1 protein-coding gene is annotated in these 1,082 nt (G+C 67.0%); it reads left to right on the top strand.

Features of this window, described 5'->3' with window-relative positions; all coding sequences use genetic code 11:
* Positions 1-100 precede the first annotated feature (100 nt).
* On the top strand, positions 101-1,082 hold a 982-nt coding region (locus tag AB0P07_RS36735; protein WP_365558768.1), incomplete at its 3' end, for an IS481 family transposase.

Here is a 1,082-nt window from a genome sequence, read left to right as displayed (position 1 = left end):
TGTATTGACCACGAGCGTTGTTGACAGTCGCCGGATTTGATCAAAACGAAGACCTCCGATGCAGTGGAGCTGTCTAGGACTGCACCGCACGGAGGTCTTCGTGTCCCACCGTAATGCCCGCCTGACCGTTCACGGCAGGCGGCTCCTGGTCCAGCGCGTCCAAGCCGGGCGCCCGGTGGCACACGTGGCCGCCGAGATGGGCATCTCACGCGCGACCGCCCACAAATGGGTCCGCCGCTGGCGCGAGGAGGGAGAACCGGGCCTGCACGACAGGCCCAGCCGCCCACACAGCACTCCGCACCGCACCCCGGCGGGCACCGAGGCCCGGATATGCGAACTGCGCCAGACCCGTAAGCTCGGCCCGGCCCGTATCGGCCCTATCCTCGGCCTGCCCTCCTCCACCGTGCACCGCGTCCTGACCCGCCACGGACTCCACCGTCTGGCCTTCCTGGACAGGACCACCGGCAAGGTCATCCGCCGCTACGAGCGCTCCCGTCCCGGCGAACTGGTCCACGTGGACATCAAGAAGCTCGGCAACATCCCCGACGGCGGCGGCCACAAGACCCACAGCCGTCAGGCCGGCGAGGCCAACCGGAACGCCACCACCACCGAACGAACCTCCAGCGGCACCCCGAAGATCGGCTACAGCTTCATCCACACCGCCGTCGACGACCACACCCGCCTGGCCTACAGCGAGATCCTCACCGACGAACGCAAGGAGACCGCCACCGCCTTCTGGCACCGGGCACAGGCGTTCTTCACCGGCCTCGGCATCACCGTCGAGCGCGTACTGACCGACAACGGCTCCTGTTACCGCTCCCGCATCTGGCACGAGACGCTCAAGGCCGCGGGCATCACCCACAAACGCACCCGCCCCTACCGGCCACAGACGAATGGAAAGGTCGAGCGCTTCAACCGCACCATGCTGGACGAGTGGGCCTACCTGCGGCCCTACGCCAACAACACCGACCGCGCCGAAGCCCTCGAACCGTTCCTCCACGCCTACAACTACCATCGCTGCCACACCGCACTCGGAGGTCAGCCACCGATCAGCCGTGTCAACAACGCAGCGGGTCAATACA

Origin of the sequence: Streptomyces sp. NPDC085944 (assembly GCF_040686295.1) — a bacterium.
Lineage (GTDB): Bacteria > Actinomycetota > Actinomycetes > Streptomycetales > Streptomycetaceae > Streptomyces > Streptomyces salinarius.
Note: the sequence above shows the minus strand (reverse complement) of the source record. Positions and strands in the feature narration are given on the sequence as shown.